The following is a 20185-nucleotide window of genomic DNA, read 5'->3' as shown; positions in this document are numbered from 1 at the left end:
TAATCTTTACATCACCTTTACTCTTTTCAACATGAATATTTACACAAGTTCTTTACAATTGGTTTTAAATCTTTCTCGTAAATCATTTGTCATTTCTATCATTTGTAAGTTACACTTTATGAAAGATGAAAAATGAAGGTCATGTCACATCATTTTTTTCTATATGTAAGGAAGGTGCAAAGTTCATTGAAAAAAGTACGTAAAGCCATTATACCAGCTGCAGGTCTCGGGACACGTTTCCTCCCTGCCACAAAGGCTATGCCTAAAGAAATGCTACCAATCGTTGATAAACCAACCATTCAATATATTATTGAAGAAGCTGTTGAGTCAGGAATTGAAGACATTATTATTGTCACTGGAAAAGGGAAAAGAGCCATTGAGGATCATTTTGATTTTGCGCCAGAGCTGGAGCGCAACCTTGAAGAAAAAGGAAAAAGTGAACTTTTAGAAAAAGTGAGAAAATCCTCTAATATTGCTGATATTCATTACATCCGCCAAAAGGAACCTAAAGGACTCGGACATGCCGTTTGGTGTGCACGCAACTTTATCGGTGATGAACCCTTTGCTGTTTTATTAGGTGATGATATTGTCCAAGCCGAAACACCTGGACTTCGCCAGCTGATGGATGAATATGAAAAAACCCTTTCATCTGTAATTGGTGTTCAGCAGGTAGCGGACAGCGATACGCATCGCTACGGGATTATTGATCCTCTTACCCAAGAAGGCCGCCGCTACCAAGTGAAAAACTTTGTTGAAAAGCCGCCGCAAGGAACCGCACCATCCAATTTAGCCATTTTAGGGCGCTACATTTTCACGCCAGAGATCTTTATGTACCTTGATCAACAAGAAATTGGTGCAGGCGGAGAAATTCAGCTGACAGATGCCATCCAAAAGCTCAATGACATCCAGCGTGTATTTGCCTATGATTTTGAAGGAAAACGATATGATGTCGGAGAGAAGCAAGGGTTCATCGAAACAACGCTAGAGTTTGCCCTACAAGATGAAGAGCTAAAGAAAAAACTCATTCCATTTATGAAACAGCTACTTGAAAAAGAAGAAGTGAATTAAAAAAAAGCTGCCGGCATCGGCAGCTTTTTATTTGCTCGCTGAAACAGTCAGCGTATGTTGTTCATTATCGATAACAAATAGATGATTTTCGCCTTTTACTGCGAATTTCGTTTGTTTCTCATTCATCCAGACATTCTGTTCTGTCAGTCCAAGTGTTGAAGGAGAGATAGGCATGATCTCGCGGAACACCATCGTATTCGCCTGACCATTTTGAATCACATAATCGGTTTTCTCAGTGGTCAGGCGCTCAATGGTATCGCCTTGTTCACTTTTGACCGAGCTAAGTGTTTGCATTCTTTGCTTCAGCACAGACTCTTCTTTTCCAAGGAAAGAAAGTAAGTACTCATACGAACCCGCAGATGCGGGTGATACGTAGGAATTGAACTGTGCTGGTCCGATGGATAACGACTTCAATTCATCTGCGTTTTGTAGCGCATCTGGTTGCACATAATATGTCTCTGATGCTATTTTGATTTGAACGACTTGTTTATTTTTAGCCACAGCCTTTACTTCTTGTCCAAACGATAATGTGACGTCGGCCTTTTTTTTCATGGCTCTGTCTGTATAAACCTTCATTGGATCTGCCTTAACTATGGCCTGTTGATCAATCTTTTTCATATCATTAGGGGCACCTTTCGTCTCATGGTTCGTTGACTGGGGCGCCTCTGTTTTACCTGAGGGAATTGCACCAAATGTCGCCAGTGTACGCAGCGGACGATCCGAAAACATAGAAAGGGCAAGTAAGATGGTTAAAACAGCTATTATGGTGACTTGAAACGCCGGTCCGAAAAAGGAACGTCGTTTTCCAGTGTCATTATACCTCGTGACCTTCTCTGTCGTTTGTAGGCCTTTTCGACCTTCCTTCTGTTCTGATTGATATTTTTGTTTATCTTTCTTGGAAAGCTTGTTAAACCAATCAACAAACTCCTTATACTCTTTCACAACCTTTTTCGTATCATCAAACATACGAAGTTCACCATAATGCATCCAAGCCACCCGATCACAGATTTTTTGGATTTGACTAATAGAGTGACTGACAAAAAAGATGGTCTTTCCTTGTTCTTTGAATTCGGTGATACGATCCACACATTTTTGATAGAAGGTTTGGTCTCCTACAGACAGTGCCTCATCAATAATGAGGATATCTGGATCGATATGTGCTGATATGGCAAAGCCAAGACGAGATTTCATTCCGCTTGAATAGTTCTTTACAGGCTGATCAATAAAGTCTCCAATATCCGCAAACTCTACGATTTTTTCATAAAGATCATCAATTTCCTTATTTGTCAGGCCCATCATTAAGCATTTTAAACGAATGTTGTCTTTACCGCTCAACTGATTGTTCAGCCCTGCCGCAATAGCAATTAACGAAGGCTGACCGTCCATATCAATCTCACCACTTGTCGGTGGAATGATTTTCGCTAAGAGGTTCGACATCGTGGATTTCCCAGACCCGTTGATCCCTACAAAACCAATCGTCTCTCCTTCATAGACATCAAAAGACACATCACGAACGGCAAAGAAACCTTTTTCATTTTTATTTGGTAAAAACAGCCCTTTGATCTTGTCCGACTGTTTTTTATATAGGACGTATTGCTTGGATACGTTTCGAAACGAAACCTTTAGTTTCATCGTATAATCTCCTTACTTTTTAAAGAAAATCGACAAATTTATCCCTAAATTTCATATGCAGTAATGAACCGACTGTTAAAAGAAGAAGCGTAATCAGCCAGAAATAAAGTGTATATTTGACATCATGGAAGAACCATTCTCCCTTTAACAAACTATTTCTGAAACCATCAATAATGTAGAAAAGAGGATTCAGTCTTAAAATATCTCCTATCCATGCTTTGTCTCCAGTGAGTTTCTCTGAGATATTCCAAAAAATAGGTAGTAAAAAGAAAAGTAAACGTGTCACTGATTGTAAAAGAAATTGATAGTCTCTTATGAGTACACTAATTGTTGAGTTAAACAAACTAAACGAAAACATAAATGCGATCATACATATAAGGTAGTAAATATATTGTAGCCAATGTGCGTCAGGATATATGCCATAAGAAATAAGCACAATGAGATAGACACCCATCATGACAAAATAGCTGAATAAGTTGGACATAATGACCACAGACGGCAGCGCACTAATCGGAAAATTCATTTTCGATACCATATTAATGCGTTTAAACACACTGTTTGATCCATCAAGGATCGTCGGACTAATGAAGAACCACGGTATTAATCCGGCAAGCATCCAGATGATAAATGGAATCTCCATGCCTCCAATGACAATTGGCTGTCCTCCGCGAATGCCTAAACCAAAAACAAACCAGTAAGCCAGCATTTGAATCAATGGATTTAAAAACTGCCATAAAACACCTAAATAATTCATCTGATATTTTGATTTTGTTTCATAAACAGCAAGTCGCATGATCAGCGGAAATGAACTGATTTGCTCCTTCAATATCGTCAACATTGCGTTCATTCTAATCTTCCTTAGATATAAGTTTTTGGAATTACTTTTTTTAAAAGCACCGCTCATAATTGTAACAGAAGTTGATGAAGATTTCACTTTATATCATGATAAAAGGCTTACAAGCCATTAGCTGTAAGCCTTTATCTTGTTGATTTGATCTTTTCAAATACCGAGTCGACAACACGCTTGGATGATTCTCCGTTCTCCAAGTAGCAGAATTTCTCATAAAATGATGTGAATGAAGCTGGTAATATATAAGTCGATTTCTCTGTCTCTTTGATCCAGTCAATCACACTTGCTGTTTCTTTCACAAGCGGACCAGGTGCTTCTTGTTCAAAGTCAAAATAGAACCCTCTTAGTTTGTCGCGATACGTTTCGATGTCTGGAACATAGAACAGCATTGGACGCCTAAGGTTTGCATAATCAAAGAACACGGAAGAGTAATCTGTCAAGAGTAGGTCAGAAATCATATAAAGGTCTCGAATGTCTTCGTAATGGGAGAAGTCATAAGCAAAGCCTTCATATGGTCCGAGATCAAAGTTTTCCGCTACTAAATAGTGCATACGAAGGATGATGATATATTCTTCTCCGATAGATGACCTCAACTCATGCAGATCAAGATCCAATTCAAATTTGTACTTTCCAATTGTATAATATTGATCGTCTCTCCAAGTCGGTGCATAGAGGATGATTTTTTTATCAAGAGGCAGGTTCATCTTTTGCTTCAGCGCTCTTATCGTTCCTTCATTATTCTGATTGTACAGAAAATCATTTCTTGGATACCCTGATTCAATCATGGTCTGTTGAAATTGGAACGCACGTGTAAAGATCTCAGTCGAGTATGCATTAGGAGATATAAGACAATCCCATTTCGATGCTTCTTTCGTGAAATTCTTTTTATATTTCTTCGTGTTTGCTCCAGGAATATGAACTTCGTCCATATCCACAGCCAGTCGTTTTAAAGGCGTCCCGTGCCATGTTTGCAAGTAAGTTGTGTGGCCTGGTTTTGGAATCCATAGCGGCAAACGGCTGTTTACAACCCAATACTCGGCTCTTGCCATTGCAAGAATCCATTTAAACGACAGACGATGAATATAATAGATGCCCTTTTCTTGAAACGGTGCTTCATACCCTTTTTTTACGCTCCAAATCAACGTATAGTCAGGGTGATTTTCTTTCATATACTCAAAAATAGCACGCGGGTTGCAGCTGAATTGTTTTCCATTAAAGCTTTCAAAAATAACCGTTTTCTTTTTTGGCTGCAGTTTACTGACACCCAAAAACAAGAGTTTAAAAACGATGATATATAAAATTGTAACGATTTTTTTCATTTTCATTCACATGCTTTCACAAAGATACAGTCCGTTCTTTAATTGATCTTCCAAGAGTAGTAACCATTTTTCGTTTGGTAAGACCACCCATCTATTGACGAAGGTTTGTTGGTGAGCAGTTCTTCTTCCACTTCTAAACGCTGTAGTACTTCTTGATGATGTGTTTTTGACTTGCTTCGGATGTAAAAATCGACATGTTTCGTTTGATTGAGTTCGATCTGTTTCTTTGTTTGAAAATGACCAATCGGGAAAATCACTTGTTGATTTTCGTTGATGGTTTGAGAAATAATTTCAGCACCATTGACTCGATCAAATCCTGCAAAATCTATTTCTACCTGATCCGCGATGTTCATTTCGCCTTCCATCTCAAGCTGCAGATGAAGGACATGATGCTCAGAGCTTACATCACGCAACATCCATCTTGTATGTTCCACGACACTTCTTAGTTCTTCTTTAAGTACTCGATTATCAAGCATATTCTGAAGAGCTGCTCCCCAAGAAGAACCATCATCCTGTGGCAATAGATAAAAGGAAGGTTGTTCCCCTAAAACGTTTTCGACATCTTTCTTATGTTTCGGATGACAAAAGAAAATAGCATCTACTTGCTGCTTCCTGATTTGTTTAAATAGTTCTTCATAATGAGTGTGCAATTGACGGGGATTTTCCTCGTAGTGTGCGTCATGCACAAAAGCAGCATAAAATACTGAATCGGATTTTTCCATTTTAAACAGATCGTGATCTATCTCTCGATCTTCTGCAATCATCAATTTCATGCGTTCATTTTTAGTTTGAATATCAGATAGCCATTGCTGTACGATATCGGTTTTTTTCACAAATGTGGTGATGCCTGTCTTCTTGTACCAATTAATATGCCTTACTGTATTCTTCTTGGCACTTCCAGAATATATGGTTTCCATGTAGATACTTCTATCATCTCTAATGAATTCTTCCAGAAAAGGGACACCCTTATGCGGAACATAGTGAAGTACTCTTCGTAAAGCGCCATGTATATCGTATTCTTCCCGTTTCATCAATTGCTGTTCTTCATTAAATTGATCTATATACAGAATAGGGGAAGAAGGTAGTTCGTATCTTGTCACTTGAACGGTTGAGTTGTCCTCAGATATAAAGACTTCATTAATCGATTCCGATACGGAACCTGTAATAAACTCCGAATAAACCCTTTTACTCCCGCTCTCCGGTAAAATATAGTGTTCAAAAACATTCAAGATGGAAATTTGAGGGTGAAAATTCTCCTCTAGGCTTAGAATATGCTCCTTTACATTTACATCAAAATTCAAAGTTAAGATGGTAGCTCGTTTATTCTTCTCAGCCAATGATTTTAATCTTAAGTTTAATGAATCCGTTAAGGTGTTGTCCTGTTTTGGCACATCCCCCATAATAAAGTAGTAGTCCATGTCAGGAATTTCAACCGATTTCATTGTTTCATTTAGTTCAGGTTGATCCAATGTGTGTTCACCTTTTTTCTTCATCCAATTTTGAAACACAGGAAGCTCTCCTTATAAAAATGATCACTTGCTATTGTATTTTACATGAAAAAGCACTTCTCACCAAAAGATAAGAAGTACTTTTTTTCAATCTATTATAGTCCAGCAATTTCTTCCTTAATTTGTGTTGTCGAAATACCTTCTGTTCTCTTCAAGTAAACGACTTCGCAATGCTCTTTCAAGAAATCAAATTTACCTTCCCAGTCATCCCCCATAACAAACACATCAATGTCATGTTCTTGTACGTCTCGGACTTTTTGATCCCAGCTGTTCTCTGGAATGACTTCATCTACATAACGAATGGTTTCTAAAATCAGCTTGCGATGCTCGTAGCTATGATAAGCCTTTTTTGATTTTTGTAAATTAAACTCATCTGTAGAGATGGCCACTACTAAGTAATCTCCAAGCTGTTTTGCACGCTCTAGCAGCTTGATATGCCCCCAGTGTAATAAATCAAATGTACCGTAAGTAATAACTTTCTTCATTGCAAACATAAACTCCTTTCTTCATCCTTATTCGACTGCTTCAAGCAGTAATGTTTATCCGTAATCCTATTCTCATCGGTTATGTTTTTTCGCTCTTCGGAACCTCATTATATCATAATGCCTAAAAAACGTTAAGAAAATGTAAAGACAAACTATTTCCAATTTAATGGATGAAATAGTGGAACTGCGTCAATACAGTATTTCAACGTTTTTAGAGACTAGTTGTTTATTAAAATGTCATGAAATTAAAAGGATTGTAAAGTTATTGTTAATATTTCATGGAGCAACTGTGATAAAATGATCTGTAGGTTAAGAATGAATTTACAATGATCGTACAATAGATAACAAAAAGAAAAAGGGGGTTTATACAGTGGAAACAGAAGTGGTCTCTAACCTTTCTTATGTAAATGGCGACTTAGACGAATTTATTAGTTATATGAACCAACACCACCTTTCTCAGCGAAGAGGCGCAATGATTGCAACAGTGAATCCAGAAATAGGCTATGCAACTATGAAGGATCATGCATATCATAAAGTCATCTCTTCTGCAGACTATGTCTTACCTGATGGTGTAGGTGTTGTCTTGATGTCACGTCTTATAAACCATCCGTTGAAATCAAGAATTGCAGGCTTTGAGGTCTTCATGTCTATGCTTGATCTCGCAAACAAGCAATCTAAAAGTATTTTTTTATATGGTGCGAAAAAAGAAGTGCTTGAGGCTGTCAAACAGCGAATTGATACGGAATATCCGAATGTGGTGATTGCAGGCAGCTGTGATGGTTATCAAGCGGATAAACGGTTTGTGGCAAAACAAATTGCTCGTTCAAAAGCAGATATGGTGTTTGTTGCTTTAGGTTATCCAAACCAAGAGAACTTTATTTATGAATACCGTCATTTGTTCCCGCAAGCTGTTTGCATCGGTTTAGGCGGAAGCTTTGATGTATTTAGCGGAACGGTGAAGCGTGCACCACGCTGGATGATTAAAACAAATACGGAATGGCTGTACAGACTCATTGTCAATCCGTGGAGATGGAAACGAATGCTGAATATCCCAAAGTACGCTTTTGCCGTATTAAAAGAAAACAAAGGGAAAAAGCGCTACTATCCTGAGCAAGTAAAAGATCAGACGAAGCAGCTGTGAGAGACTGATACATGATGAATATACGCTCAATGATCATCTCATGCTATGCAGCCTTTGTTTCTTTTGCTGGATGGCTCATGAGCGGCGTGAAACCTCGTGACAATCAGGTGACGCTGCTTGTTTCATTCCAAGAGAATGCAGCTGCTCTCATCGATACTTATCAACAACAGGCGAATATGACAATGAAGCTCACTGTCCTCTATACGAAGCATGCTTCTGTGATAGAAAAGGACGTGCCTCATGTGTCATTTCGCTATTTTCATGAAAAAAATCCCATCCATCTCATTCAATGTATCTATACGATGCTAAAAAGCAAAGTCGTCGTCACAGATAATTATTTTCTGATGACAAGTGTGCTAAGAAATAGACCTTCTACTACTTGTATTCAAGTGTGGCACGCCAATGGTGCTTTGAAAAAGTTCGGTCTTGAAGATGCTTCAAATCATCACCGGAGTTCTCGTGATCTGCAGCGTTTCAAGCGGGTCTATGCGTCTTACGATTATATCGTTACTGGCTCAGATCACATGTGCGAGATTTTCAAAACTTCATTTGGCGTCAACGACGATCGTTTTTTGCCAACAGGTGTCCCCTTCACAGATGCGTACTATGATGAGCGCCCTATTTCCTTTCAGACGGATATTTTTCCAAAAGGCAAAAAAGTGCTGCTGTATGCGCCGACCTACCGGGACTTTGCAATGGACGGTCTTGTCTTACCTTTTTCTAAAGAACAATTGCAGAGTGAGCTGAATGGCGACTATATTCTGCTCGTCAAACTTCATCCTGCGGTGAAACATTTAGCCAAAGCAGAAACAGATGGCGAGTGGATCTTTGATGTGTCCGATCAGCCGCTCTATCCATTACTCTCTGTATGCGATGTCCTGATTACAGATTATTCGTCCATTGTGTTTGAATATGCGCTGCTCCAAAAGCCTGTTTTGTTCTTCACTTACGATCTAGAGACTTATCGCACAAAACGCGGCTTAGTCGAACGTTATGAAGACATCATTCCAGGAAAGGCTTGCGTCACTCAAGATATGCTCTTAACGGAGCTTAAGCAGCTAAACGAATCAGCCAATCAAGACTTATTGAAAACCTTTGCTGAGGAATGGAACCAATATTCAAAAGGGAAATCAAGTCAGCAGCTTCTTTCCTTTATTGAACATCAGCTCTTACACAAAAAACGTCCGGCTTCTCATTAAGAAGCACGGACGTTTTTTTATTTGTTATACACGGGGATATCATAATACAGCGTATAGTTATCAAGTAAGTTATACAAACTATACATACGAGTGACCTGTTTAGAAGCCCAGCCAATATCTGTTGCATATTGGTGAGTGGCTGTCGCAGACCAGCGCATTTTGTAAATGGTATCTTGTTTGTATGTGGCATTATTGATGTAGCTGTTGCCAATGAATTTTGCCCCGCCAATAATGGCCGCCTCAGGCGTGAACCATTGCTGTTCATACGCATATTTCGCTCCGAGGTAATTCGGGTTACTGTCATATGCACCAATGCCATACATGTTGTACACGATTTTATCATTAAACTTCGTACCGTTCGCTAAAATGGAACTGCCGTTGCCTGTTTCAAGCAATGCATGTGAAATCAGATAGATTTCGTTAATATGATACGTTTTCGCTGCTGTGATAAAGGCTTGTCCTTTTCCGGCAAGAATGCCTTTCCCTGCTAAAATCTTCGTATTCACTTCAGTCGGATTGAGATTTGCAGCTTCAGAGAGTTTGAGAAATTGAAAATAAGATTGAGTGCCCTCCGCGATATTCGCTGGGTCTACATATTTTAATACTTCTGCTGAACTCGCATTTCTCCAGCCGAGGCTGATCTTGATCCAGTTGCCTTCTTTTCCAAGCTGCTTCACTTTTGTCCCTTTGTTCAGCTGTGCGACGATATTGCTAGCCGAACTTGAATCAGGTGTAGAACGTACATTTAGCCCGTCTGTATTCACTGTGGACGTCGCTGGGTCTACATATGTCGCATAGACGTAGGCTGCACCATCTGTCTGCGGCGACACCTTCATTTGTTTGTTTACCATCTCATTGACTGTGAGGTTATAATTCGTCTGCATCACCATTGGACCATTTTTGATTTTTGTCGCTGTGGCTGTCCAGCCGTATTGGCTTTTCACAAAAGCAATGGCCGCATTCGCATTTGGTAACCCTGTAAACTGCTGTGTGATGTTGATTTTATATGCCGGTTTTGTCGTTGTTGTATAAGCAGCTGGTTCATTTCGTTTTTTGAAGAATGTCATGCCTTGGTCTCTTAAGGCAGCAGTCGAAATAACCCCTGTTTTGATCTGATATTGACCATAATCAGTTGCTCCCGTTTTTTGAGCGGCTGCTTTCATTTTTTGTTTGGTTAAATAACTTAAGGCTTGATTCAGCTTTGTCTGATTCACAGTTGCCTCTGTCGTAATACGGTATTGCTTAACAGCTTCTGTTAATGTTTTTGTACTGCTGGCAACTCCATTTTTTTTCATGATCTCTTGTGCCTGCTTCACTTTGCTTTGATCATATACAGGAGCGGTCATTAGGCTGTATGCTTTACTGACGGCTTGTCCCTTGCCTGTTGTGATGCTGCTTGTCACCTTTTGTGCTTTTAAGTATGCAGCACCTTTATTTACTTTTGTCTGATCCGTTGCTTGATTCACGACAAGTCGATACGTGCTATCAGATGCTTTGCCTGTTTTTTTCGTTGTGGCGGATACTTTTTTCTTTTGGAAAAATGCCGTTGCTTTTTTTGCTTGATCATCGCCCAAAAGATTCCCAGTCACTACTTGATATGGCTGTGTAGAGGAGATCTTTTTAGACGTATAGCGCCATTTCTTTTTCTTGAAAAAGGCAACTGTTTTTGCGTAAGTTGTGTCATTTAATTGATTGAGCTTTACGATATAATTTTTCGTTTTCCCTACTCGCTGCACAGTACCTGACGCACCAGCTTGTTTTTTGATCTGAGCCGCCGCTGAGGCTGCTTGCTTACTGTCTTTGAAATAGCCTGATTCCATGCTATATACATTTTTAACAGCTCCAGCCTTCTGAATCTTTCCGCTGATTTTCGCTTCTTTTTGCAGCTGGGTCAGAAGGGTTTGCGCTTTAGACTGATTCGTTTGTGCAGCAGATGTGACGATGTAATACGGTTTGCCTGCTGCTACCGTTTGGAGTACTGCTTTTAAACCAGATTCCTTTTGAAAACCTTGCAGGATGGTATTTGCCTTACTCTGTCCGACAATATTGCCTGAGATCAGCTGATACACGGTGCCAGCTTTGTTTTCGGTTTGATATGTACTAGTGACTCCGGCCTGTTTTTGTAGTTCGGTTTGAATATTTTTGACTTTCGTTTCAGAATCAATGGCTCCTGAAATGACCTGATAAGATGGTCTGCTTTGATTGATAGCTTCATACGTGCTATTGAGTCCTGATGTTTTCGTCAGCTCGAGCGTCAGTTTTTTCGCCTGACTTTCATCGTTGATTGGATCAGATACGATTTTCTGTAAAGGAAGGCGGTCACCTACTGGAGACACCGTACCGCTCATGCCTAACTCTTTTTTTAATGCAGCGGCACTTGCACTCGCTGCTGCTTGTGAGTCATATCCTGAGGCAGTCAGTTGATAAGTCGATGTATTTCCTGAGGTTTGATACGTGGCTGTCCACTTTTTGTCCTTTTTCAACGTGTCAACCGCTTTTTTGACTTCTGCTTCTGTTGTAAATACTTTTGAGGTGCTAATCGTATAAATGGATTGATCGACATAGGAGGCTGCTTGCACTTCTTTGCCCGTGTGTAATGTCATACCAAAGGCAGCTGCGAGTAACATAATCTTGATGGTTTTTTTCACGTTCCCTGTCCCTCTCTTAACTTTGCATATTAGTCTACTAATCTCTTTATCGACAAAAACAAGTCTCTTTCAAGTCTTTTATGCAATAGAAAAATAGAGGACTCCCTCGAAGTCCTCTTTACCTTTATATATGTGACACAATCAGTTCACAAGATCCTTCAATGGTGAAGTTCCCTGTTTCAGCAGGCAGGATAAAATGGGCTCCTTTTGGCAGCGGATATGTATGTCCATTATGCTCTAAGGACCCTTCCCCATTAATAACGCTGCACAGCAAAAACGGATAATCTTGCGATAGCTCTACTTTTTGATCAATTTCCCATTTATACACAGAAAAATATTCTGCTTCTACAAATGTTCTAATGGTCACCCCTGGACGGGTTTCTACTGATTCATCTGCATAACCGTCTACATGAGGAACCGTGGTAACATCAATGGCCTGCGTGAAGTGAAGTTCACGTTCATGGCCATTTTGGTCTTTTCGTTCATAATCATACACCCGATAGGTCGTATCTGAACTTTGCTGCGTTTCAAGAACCAGTGTGCCTTCACATAGCGCATGAATGGTACCGCTTGGCACATAATAAAAATCGCCCGGCTTAATTTTCACTCGCCGCAAAAGGCCTTCCCAATCTCCGCTGTTCATCATGGTCACAAGCTCAGTTCTCGTCCGTGCATTATGACCATAGATCATTTCTGCGCCTTCTTTGCAGTCAATGATATACCAGCACTCTGTTTTCCCAAGCTCGCCATTTTCATGTCTTTCCGCATAATCATCATCTGGATGAACTTGAACGGATAAATCTTGGTTTGCATCTAAAATTTTGGTTAAGAGCGGGAAGCGATCGCCTTCTATTCCCCCAAACAATTCTCTGTGATTGTCCCATAGTTCGATCAGCGTTTTCCCTTTATATGGACCGTCTTGCACGACACTTGGTCCGTTTGGATGAGCAGAAATTGCCCAGCATTCTCCCGTTTGATCAGAAGGAATATCATAGCCAAATTGATCCCTTAAGGCTGTACCTCCCCATATTCTCTCCTTCAATTCAGGCAGTAAAAAAATTGGTGACTGCTTCATTCAGGATGACTCCTCCCTTTGCTACCCTTTGATAATCCTTGCCTAGCATGATGAAAACTAGCAAGTCTCAACTTTTATTATGACGCTATCTAAAGAGAAGTCAATCCTTTCAGTACACCGAATGAAAACGATAACAAGAAAATCAATTTACCCTTTGACAGAGCCTGCAAGAAGCCCTTTCACAAAGTATTTTCCGAGTAGAATATAGACCAAAAGTGTCGGCAGCGCAGCCAAGATGGCACCTGCCATTTGAACATTCCATTGCACAATTTGACTGCCTGATAAATTCTGCAGTGCAACCATGACCGGCTGATTCTCTGCTGTGGTCATAGTGACCGCAAATAGAAACTCATTCCACACATTTGTGAACTGCCAAATGGCAACCACGACAAACCCTGTGATGGAAAGCGGCAAAATCATATGTCTGAAGATCCCGATAAACCCAGCTCCATCCATCTTCGCTGATTCAATCATTTCATCAGGAATGCTCACATAAAAATTGCGGAACATGAGTGTTGTGATTGGCAGGCCATATACGACATGGACAAGCACAAGTCCCGGAATGGAGTTATACAAGCCGATTTCACGTAAAAATTGAATAAGTGGAATGAGGATACTTTGGTATGGAATAAACATACCGAACAACATGAAGGTAAACACCACTTCTGATCCTTTAAAGCGCCATTTAGACAGCACATAGCCATTCATTGCACCTAATACAGCTGACAATAAGGTAGCAGGAATGACTAGATAAAGAGAATTCATTAAATTGGGTGATAACTTTTCAAAAGCGATTTTGTAGCTTGAGAAATCAAGTGTAGATGGAAGCGACCACATTCGCTCAAGGGTAACTTCACCTAATGGCTTTAAGCTTGTGACGATCATGACATAAACAGGCATGAGAAAAAACAAACTGCACAGTATTAATAAAGCATAAAGAACTGGGCGGACAAATCCTCTTGCGGTCATGATGAAGCCCCCTTCCGGCTAGACAGGAGATACGGCACGATAAAGACCGCAACAGAAATCAACATGACGATCGCAATGGCGGCACCACCTGCATAATGGTTTCCTCTAAAGGTCATTTCAAACATATAAACACCTGGCACATCGGTGACAAAGTTTGCACCTGGTCCTGTCATCGAGTAAATCAAATCGAAGATCTTTAAAGAAATATGTGCCATGATAATGACGACGCTCGCTGTGATTGGTTTTAACAGCGGGAAAATGATTTTCCAGTAGATTTGCCACTCGGTTGCGCCATCCATTCTAGCAGCCTCTCTCACTTCCTCTGGAATGCCTCTAAGACCAGCCAAATACATCGCAAGTGAGAACCCTGTCATCTGCCACACAGCAGCGATGACAACTGCAATCATTGCTGCCGGTACACCAAACTCAATTTTTCCCCAGACAAATCCAGCTAAAATGTTCGTATCCGTGTACCACTTGGGCTGGATGCCGAGTGTTTTTAAAAACAGATTCACCCCAGTAGATGGATTTAGGATCCATTGCCACACAACACCTGTGACCACAAAGGAAAGGGCCATCGGAAAGAAAAAGAGATTCCGAAAAAGTGATTCTCCCTTGATCTTCTGGTCTAGTAAAATGGCCAGTACAAGCCCAGAAGCAATGACTGCTCCAATAAAGAATAAAGTAAAAAAGACCGTGTTCCGAAGATCTGACTGAAAGCGAAAATCTTGAAACAGCATGACATAATTTTTCATACCTGCGAAAGAAAAATCAGGAACAAGCGAGGTCCAGTTCGATAATGAAACATATCCTGTCCACCCAATAAAGCCGTAAACAAAAATGAATAATAAAACAGCTGACGGTGCTAAAAATAGCAGGGCAAGCAGCTGGTCTCCATTCCATTTTTTCCGAACACGTTTCACTTTTGCTGCTGGTGTTTTTGTGATCGGCGATGTGTCCATGCGCATGAAGCTACACTCCTTTTTTAAAAAAGAGGCGGTGCCTAACGGCCGCCTCTTTCATCTTTATTTCATTGAATCTTTTAAAGAAGAAACGAACTGGCTGCTGTCTTTTTGTGTCACGAAAATATTGACGGCTTGGTTCGCCTTCGTGACAAAACCTTCTTCAGCAGCTGAGCCATGCGCAAGAGACGGTGCCAGCTTTGACTCTTTAAACGCCTTCATGGCCGATTTTCCGTATTCATCATATTTTGATACGTCTGCATCCACACGTGCCGGTATTGACCCTTTCAGCGGATTAAACGCATCCTGTCCTTCCACAGATCCTAAGACAGATAAGAATTTTTTCACGTTTTCTGGCTGTTTGACACCCTTCGGCAGTCCGAATGTATCCGTGATGACCATAAAGCTGCCCTCCGTACCAGGAGTAGCCACGTATCCAAAGTCTTTATTCACCTTCAAATCTAGATCATTTACAAAGTATCCTTTTGCCCAGTCGCCCATGACATTCATTGCAGCTTCCCCTTTTGCCACGAGCTGTGAGGCATCCTGCCAGTTACGCGAGCTATGATCGTCGTTGACGTATTCGAGCATACGTCCAAAGATGTCTGCCGCTTCCTTCACTTTTGCATCATCCATTTTTAAGTCGCCCGCCCAAAGTTTTTGATAGTCATCTGCACCTAGTACACCTAGAAGAACGCTTTCAAACAAATGAGTCGCTGCCCAAGGTTCTTTATCCCCAAGCGCAAGTGGAGTAATCCCTTTTTTCTTTAAGGCATCGGCTGTTTTGAAAAATTCATCAAACGTCGTTGGCGGTTCTAAGCCCTGATCTTCAAATACTTTTTTGTTATACCAAAGCACATTACCTCTATGAATATTCACTGGAACGGAATAGATTTTCCCGTCTTTGCTCACAAGGTCAATCAGTGATTCTGGAAATTTATCCTTCCAGCCTTCTTTCTCATAAAGGTCATCCAGCGGCTCCATTTTACCTGCGGCTACCCAGCTCTCATTCAGCTCTGCTCCCCCGTGTACTTGGAAAGTAGCTGGCGGATCATCTCCTTGCATCCGGCTTGTTAGAACAGCCTTTGCATTCGTACCAGCGCCACCAGCGACAGCTGCATTTTCAATTGGAATGTCTTTATTTTTCTCTTCAAACAATTGAATGAGTGCCTTCAGTCCGTCTTCCTCACCTGCACCAGTCCACCAAGAGAAAATTTCTAGTTTCTCCGCTCCGCCCTCTTTTTTTGCATCTGAGTTCGTCGATGAACTGCAAGCAGAGACGACCAGCATACAGAGTGCCAATAAAGTAAAGCCTAATTTAAACTTCATCATGGATCCCCCATCCCTATTTTGTAAGCGTTATCAAAATAAGTATACTGGCAGATCCTTGCCTTTTTTCAGGCAAACTTCTTCACTTTTTTATGAAATTCTTCATTTTTTTACGACCTGCTTTCGATATTCCTTTGGTGAACAGCCAACCATTTTTTTAAACACACGACTGACGTAATTCGGATCAGTATATCCTGCTTGATAGGTGATTTCTTTTAAACTAAGCGAACTCTCTTTCAGTAGCTTCTTCATTTTATCCATCCTACAGGTCGTCACATATTCTTTAAACGTCAGACCTGTCTCATCCTTAAAGCGTTTGGTGAAATACGTCGGGCTTAAATCAACATAGGCGGCCGTTTGCTCCAGCGTGATATGTTCGCAAAAATGTGTTTGAATGTATCGTTTCGCCCGTTCTATATCATTCACCGTCTGGGTTCTTGCTTCATACAGATCAAATAAATGTTCACAGCATTGGCGGCATTCTGTTTCTGTGGTGATAGCTAGAATCGGCACATCTGCACGAAGTCGTGATTTGAGTAAAATGAGCAGCTCTTTCACATGAGAAATGGTTGCCCCTTCTAATTGGAAGGCATCATAGTAAGCAAGAGCATCATCTCTTCTCCCTTCTTCTAGTGCCAGCATCATGTCATCGGCAAGCTCAGGCAAGTTGATCAATACGTAAGATTGTCTATCTGTATAGTAAAAGCCATAACGAACCGCACCGTCATCTTTTTTTCGCTGATAATAGGAAAGCTTCGCTTCTGCCGCACTTTTCTGAAGTTGAAGTGGATTTGAGACAGGATGACCCATGCCAACAATGACAGGGGAATGCTGCTCGCTTGTCATGGCAGCGCGAATGGCTTGCAGTACATTCGCCTTTAGATGACCAGGTGATTGACGGCTGTAAATCAAGCATGTAAACAGCTCACCGCTCACTTTGATAGGCACTGCTTGAAAAAGAGCAGACTCCTGCAATTGATTCATGAGTTGATCCCCGCCTGTCCGCTGAACAGCGATCACTAGACCTGCTTGAAAATCCTGAAACAGCCGCTCAAACGCTGTGGAGGAATAAGATTGACCGTTCAACACATAAGCTTCCAGCCATTTTGACTGCTGATTGACTTTCTCCGCCTGCCGCAGGGAGACCTCCTGCTGAATTTCTGCCGCAACAGAACGAATCGCTGTAATGGTTTCGTCTTTATCAGCTGGTTTGACAAGGTATTGTTTGACCCCTTCCTGCATGGCTTGCTTGGCATAATCAAACGTATCGTAGGCTGTCAGCATAATAAATTTAGTATGAGGACAGCTTGCCTTGATCTGTTTGATCGCTGTGAGTCCATCCATGCCTGGCATCTGAATATCCATGAGCACAAGGTCAATTGGCTTAGACCGCGCCAATTCCACCGCCTTTTTTCCATTCGCAGCTTCCCCTGCAATATGACAGTCTGGCAGCCATTCGGTCATGAACTTACGCATCGCCATTCGTTCAATTTTTTCATCATCCACAATCAACACGTTCAGCATGCTCGTTCCTCCTTGATTGGTATTGTCAATTGAATGGTGGTCCCTTCGTTCGGCTTTGAATCAATTTGAAGAGCATCCTGCACTCCGTAAAACAAACGCAGCCTCGACATCACATTTCGAAGTCCAATTCCTGTCGAGTGACCTTTACTACGTGTGTCTGGATGATCTTCTTCCTCTTGCGATAGCAATCTCTTTTTCTCTTGATCACTGATGCCAAGTCCATTATCCCGAATCCGAATCATGACAAAGCGATCATCTCGATCAATAGAGAGCTCTACAAGCCCCCCCTCCTCTTTTGGTTCTACCCCATGAATAAAGGCATTTTCGACAAGCGGCTGCAATGTGAGGCTCGGAATGTGAACAGATAGACACGACTCATCTATGGTCGTTTTGCATGTAATACGATCAGAAAATCTTGTTTCTTGTATATGAAAATATTCTTTTACCACTTTCACTTCTTGTTCTAACGTAACAGATGCGCTGAGAGGAGATAGCGAATACCGCATCAGCGTAGAAACGGATTGTATCAATCTCGATGTCGCATCAGCTGATTCTAAGTACGCCATACGTGAAACGATGTTTAATGTATTAAATAAAAAATGTGGATTCATTTGGTTTTGTAGTGTTTTCAGCTTCATGTCTTTAATTTTCTGATCTAAAGCGGCCTTTTGTTTCATCTCTTCAATCATGACCTTCATCTCTCGCCGCATTCGCTCAAAGGCATGATTTAACACAGAGATTTCGTCCTTTGATGACACATGCAAATTCGGACCGTCAAAATTTCCTTCTGATACTTCTTTAGCACTTCGAGACAGATGAACGATCGGTCTTGAAATTCCACCCGCAATGATATAGGCCATCCATAAAGCGATGCCTATCGATAATGTAAACAGACATAGAGTAAAAAGCGCATACGTTTGATGTCTTTTTTGAAGGGATTGGTAGAGTACTTGATACTCAGATAATTCATCATCCAAAAGAGTCATTGTCTGTTCTTGGATATAAGAGGACACGGTTCTTACTTCCTTCACACTTGCTGCATATTCTTTGATTTTCCCTTCTTTGACATGATTCATTGTCGCATCACTTTCGTTTATGAGCGTCCGCATCATATATTGATATTTTTCAATGGAGGGGATGGCGGCATGAAGCCCTGCATCTTTGAGCAATGCTTGATCATATGATGTCATTTTCTGTTTTGATTCAGCATACCCCTTGGCAAACGCCTGATCCTTTTCGATGGCAAAGGCGTTGACCTTTTCATACATCGTTTTTGCCTCTGTCGAAATATCATTCAGCAGGAGAAAGGAACGAAAGCTCTTGCTATATTCTGATGTGATTTTTGAACTGCTCCAATACACAAAAAAAGCGGCCACATTACCAAGGAGCACAAGAATTAAAAATGCCAATAATAATTTACTTCGTATTTTTCTCATGGCTGAACCCCCTGTGGTCTTTCCGTTTGATGAAGGGGCAGGTCTCCTCGCCGAATCACACTCGTCCCTGTGTACTGCAGCGGTTCTTGTTTATCCCCTTGTTGCAAACGAACAAGAGATTCAACCGCTTGATAGCCCATTTCATAAGGATGCTGTACAACCACTGCATCAATTTTCCCATCATCCAGCGCTTGAATCGTATCAGGCAGAGTATCAAATGCGAGCACATAAACATCTTTAGACGAATGATATTGCTCTGTTGCTTGAATAATGCCGACTCCGTCTAATGCACTTGTTCCATAAAATGCGGTGAGCTGCGTATGATCATTTAACAATTTATACGCAGCACCGGAAGCACCTGATTTTGTAATCGCCGACTCTTCTATTCCAGCAATATGAATGCGTTTCTCACCAGAAACGGCATCTCGAAACCCCTTCACGCGAAGCTTCTGGTGAATCGCATCAAGCCGTCCCGTCACAATGCCCACATACTGTTCGCCTTTTGTATCGGCGATGAGTGCCTGTCCGGCGATAAAGCCAGAATAATAGTTATCTGTTCCGACATACACTTGACGCTTGCTCCCCTCTGCATCGGTATCGACTGTGACGACATCTATACCTTTCTCTCTTGCTTTTTGAAAGAGCGGTTTGTATCTCTTTGCATCAAGCCCTTGCGTCATAATGCCATCCACATGACCAGCAATCGCCATATCAATGGTTTTCAGGTGATCATCCAAATCAGCCTGCTTTGGACCTAGGTATTCAAGATACACCCGATGAACTTCCGCCGCATCAGCAGCTCCCTTTTGCACCAATTGCCAATATTCATTATCAAGTTCCTCTGGTACAAGAACAAAGTGATATTGATAAGTTGATACCGCCTCATCGGAAGCGCTTTCAATTTTAACTAAATCTTGACCTAATATAGATAAAAAAAGAACAGATACGACACAAAATGTGAGAAATGTGCCCATTCCGAACAACTTCGACCATTTCATTCACATTCTCCTCCTTCCATTGTTGCCGCATAAAAAAAGAGC

The 20185-nt window shown here is 41.1% G+C and carries 15 protein-coding genes and 1 pseudogene; 3 read left to right on the top strand and 13 right to left on the bottom strand.

Annotation, left to right across the window (positions count from 1 at the left end; translation table 11 throughout):
- Positions 1-186 precede the first annotated feature (186 nt).
- Positions 187-1068, top strand: coding sequence for a UTP--glucose-1-phosphate uridylyltransferase GalU (gene galU / locus MHH23_RS03930; protein WP_008343198.1), 882 nt, complete (start codon positions 187-189; stop codon positions 1066-1068).
- A gap of 27 nt (positions 1069-1095) precedes the next feature.
- Here galU and tagH read toward each other — a convergent pair whose 3' ends face one another.
- From tagH to tagD, 5 genes and pseudogenes are all read right to left on the bottom strand, one after another.
- Positions 1096-2700 carry a teichoic acids export ABC transporter ATP-binding subunit TagH gene (gene tagH, locus MHH23_RS03925; RefSeq protein ID WP_268430504.1) on the bottom strand — a complete coding sequence of 535 codons (1605 nt, stop codon included), beginning with the start codon at positions 2698-2700 and terminating at the stop codon, positions 1096-1098.
- 19 nt (positions 2701-2719) lie between these two features.
- Positions 2720-3547 (bottom strand): ABC transporter permease, encoded by an 828-nt coding sequence (locus MHH23_RS03920; protein ID WP_268430502.1) that lies wholly within the window; start codon positions 3545-3547, stop codon positions 2720-2722.
- 131 nt (positions 3548-3678) lie between these two features.
- Positions 3679-4872, bottom strand: a pseudogene (locus tag MHH23_RS03915) (CDP-glycerol glycerophosphotransferase family protein); the annotation flags it as partial.
- 35 nt (positions 4873-4907) lie between these two features.
- Entirely contained in the window at positions 4908-6377 is a 1470-nt protein-coding gene (locus MHH23_RS03910) for an alpha-glucosyltransferase N-terminal domain-containing protein (protein ID WP_340958930.1), read from the bottom strand.
- A gap of 95 nt (positions 6378-6472) precedes the next feature.
- Entirely contained in the window at positions 6473-6862 is a 390-nt protein-coding gene (gene tagD, locus MHH23_RS03905; protein ID WP_008343212.1) for a glycerol-3-phosphate cytidylyltransferase, read from the bottom strand.
- Between the two features lie 370 nt (positions 6863-7232).
- On the opposite strand from tagD, the gene MHH23_RS03900 reads away from it, so the two are divergent.
- Together MHH23_RS03900 and MHH23_RS03895 are read left to right on the top strand one after the other, a co-directional pair.
- Positions 7233-8003, top strand: a complete 771-nt coding sequence (locus MHH23_RS03900; protein WP_045033965.1) for a WecB/TagA/CpsF family glycosyltransferase — start codon at positions 7233-7235, stop codon at positions 8001-8003.
- 11 nt (positions 8004-8014) lie between these two features.
- Positions 8015-9202, top strand: a complete 1188-nt coding sequence (locus MHH23_RS03895) for a CDP-glycerol glycerophosphotransferase family protein (RefSeq protein WP_144666259.1) — start codon at positions 8015-8017, stop codon at positions 9200-9202.
- Positions 9203-9219: 17 nt separating this feature from the next.
- On the opposite strand, the gene MHH23_RS03890 is transcribed toward MHH23_RS03895, so the two are convergent.
- The 8 genes from MHH23_RS03890 to MHH23_RS03855 all read right to left on the bottom strand — a co-directional run bounded on the left by MHH23_RS03890 (position 9220) and on the right by MHH23_RS03855 (position 20143).
- Entirely contained in the window at positions 9220-11850 is a 2631-nt protein-coding gene (locus MHH23_RS03890) for a glucosaminidase domain-containing protein (RefSeq protein WP_178929833.1), read from the bottom strand.
- Between the two features lie 124 nt (positions 11851-11974).
- A complete protein-coding gene (gene manA, locus MHH23_RS03885) occupies positions 11975-12925 on the bottom strand; it encodes a mannose-6-phosphate isomerase, class I (RefSeq protein WP_007499909.1) in 951 nt (316 codons plus the stop codon).
- A 147-nt stretch (positions 12926-13072) separates the two neighbouring features.
- Complete coding sequence (locus MHH23_RS03880; protein ID WP_039165373.1) at positions 13073-13894, bottom strand: carbohydrate ABC transporter permease; 822 nt, start codon at positions 13892-13894, stop codon at positions 13073-13075.
- Positions 13891-14862, bottom strand: coding sequence for a carbohydrate ABC transporter permease (locus tag MHH23_RS03875; RefSeq protein ID WP_024719268.1), 972 nt, complete (start codon positions 14860-14862; stop codon positions 13891-13893). Before MHH23_RS03875 ends, MHH23_RS03880 begins: the two co-directional genes overlap by 4 nt.
- Before the next feature lie 57 nt (positions 14863-14919).
- Positions 14920-16188, bottom strand: coding sequence for an ABC transporter substrate-binding protein (locus MHH23_RS03870; RefSeq protein WP_035389707.1), 1269 nt, complete (start codon positions 16186-16188; stop codon positions 14920-14922).
- 99 nt (positions 16189-16287) lie between these two features.
- Positions 16288-17709, bottom strand: a complete 1422-nt coding sequence (locus MHH23_RS03865) for a response regulator transcription factor (protein WP_340958926.1) — start codon at positions 17707-17709, stop codon at positions 16288-16290.
- A complete protein-coding gene (locus MHH23_RS03860) occupies positions 17703-19145 on the bottom strand; it encodes a sensor histidine kinase (RefSeq protein ID WP_039165368.1) in 1443 nt (480 codons plus the stop codon). Before MHH23_RS03860 ends, MHH23_RS03865 begins: the two co-directional genes overlap by 7 nt.
- Positions 19142-20143, bottom strand: coding sequence for a sugar-binding protein (locus tag MHH23_RS03855; protein WP_340958925.1), 1002 nt, complete (start codon positions 20141-20143; stop codon positions 19142-19144). The genes MHH23_RS03860 and MHH23_RS03855 overlap by 4 nt, the downstream gene beginning before the upstream one ends.
- Positions 20144-20185 lie beyond the last annotated feature (42 nt).

Origin of the sequence: Bacillus sp. FSL K6-3458 (assembly GCF_038005045.1) — a bacterium.
In the GTDB taxonomy this organism is placed as follows: Bacteria; Bacillota; Bacilli; order Bacillales; family Bacillaceae; genus Bacillus; species Bacillus altitudinis.
This window is presented reverse-complemented; position numbering and strand designations above follow the sequence as displayed.